1 protein-coding gene is annotated in these 207 nt (G+C 59.9%); it reads right to left on the bottom strand.

The features are described 5' to 3' along the window. A partial coding sequence (locus AF337_RS44890) for an acylphosphatase (RefSeq protein WP_049730831.1) occupies positions 1–207 on the bottom strand: 207 nt, incomplete at both ends.

Raw genomic sequence — 207 nt, forward strand, 5'->3', positions numbered from 1 at the left:
GCCGCTGATCGCCGCGCGATCTATCCTCTCGACCCATACGTCGATGGGCCCGAGAGAGCATCCCATCTCCATCATGTCGATCAGCTCCTCCGGCCCAGCAACCTCAAGTTCGATCCGCATGGAACTCGTATGAGATATGGTGTGCGAGAGGCCAAGCTTGGCGGCATGGCGCCGGATCCAGGGGACAAAGGAAGCAGCCTTGAGATC

Source organism: Rhizobium ecuadorense, assembly GCF_001187535.1.
Lineage (GTDB): Bacteria > Pseudomonadota > Alphaproteobacteria > Rhizobiales > Rhizobiaceae > Rhizobium > Rhizobium ecuadorense.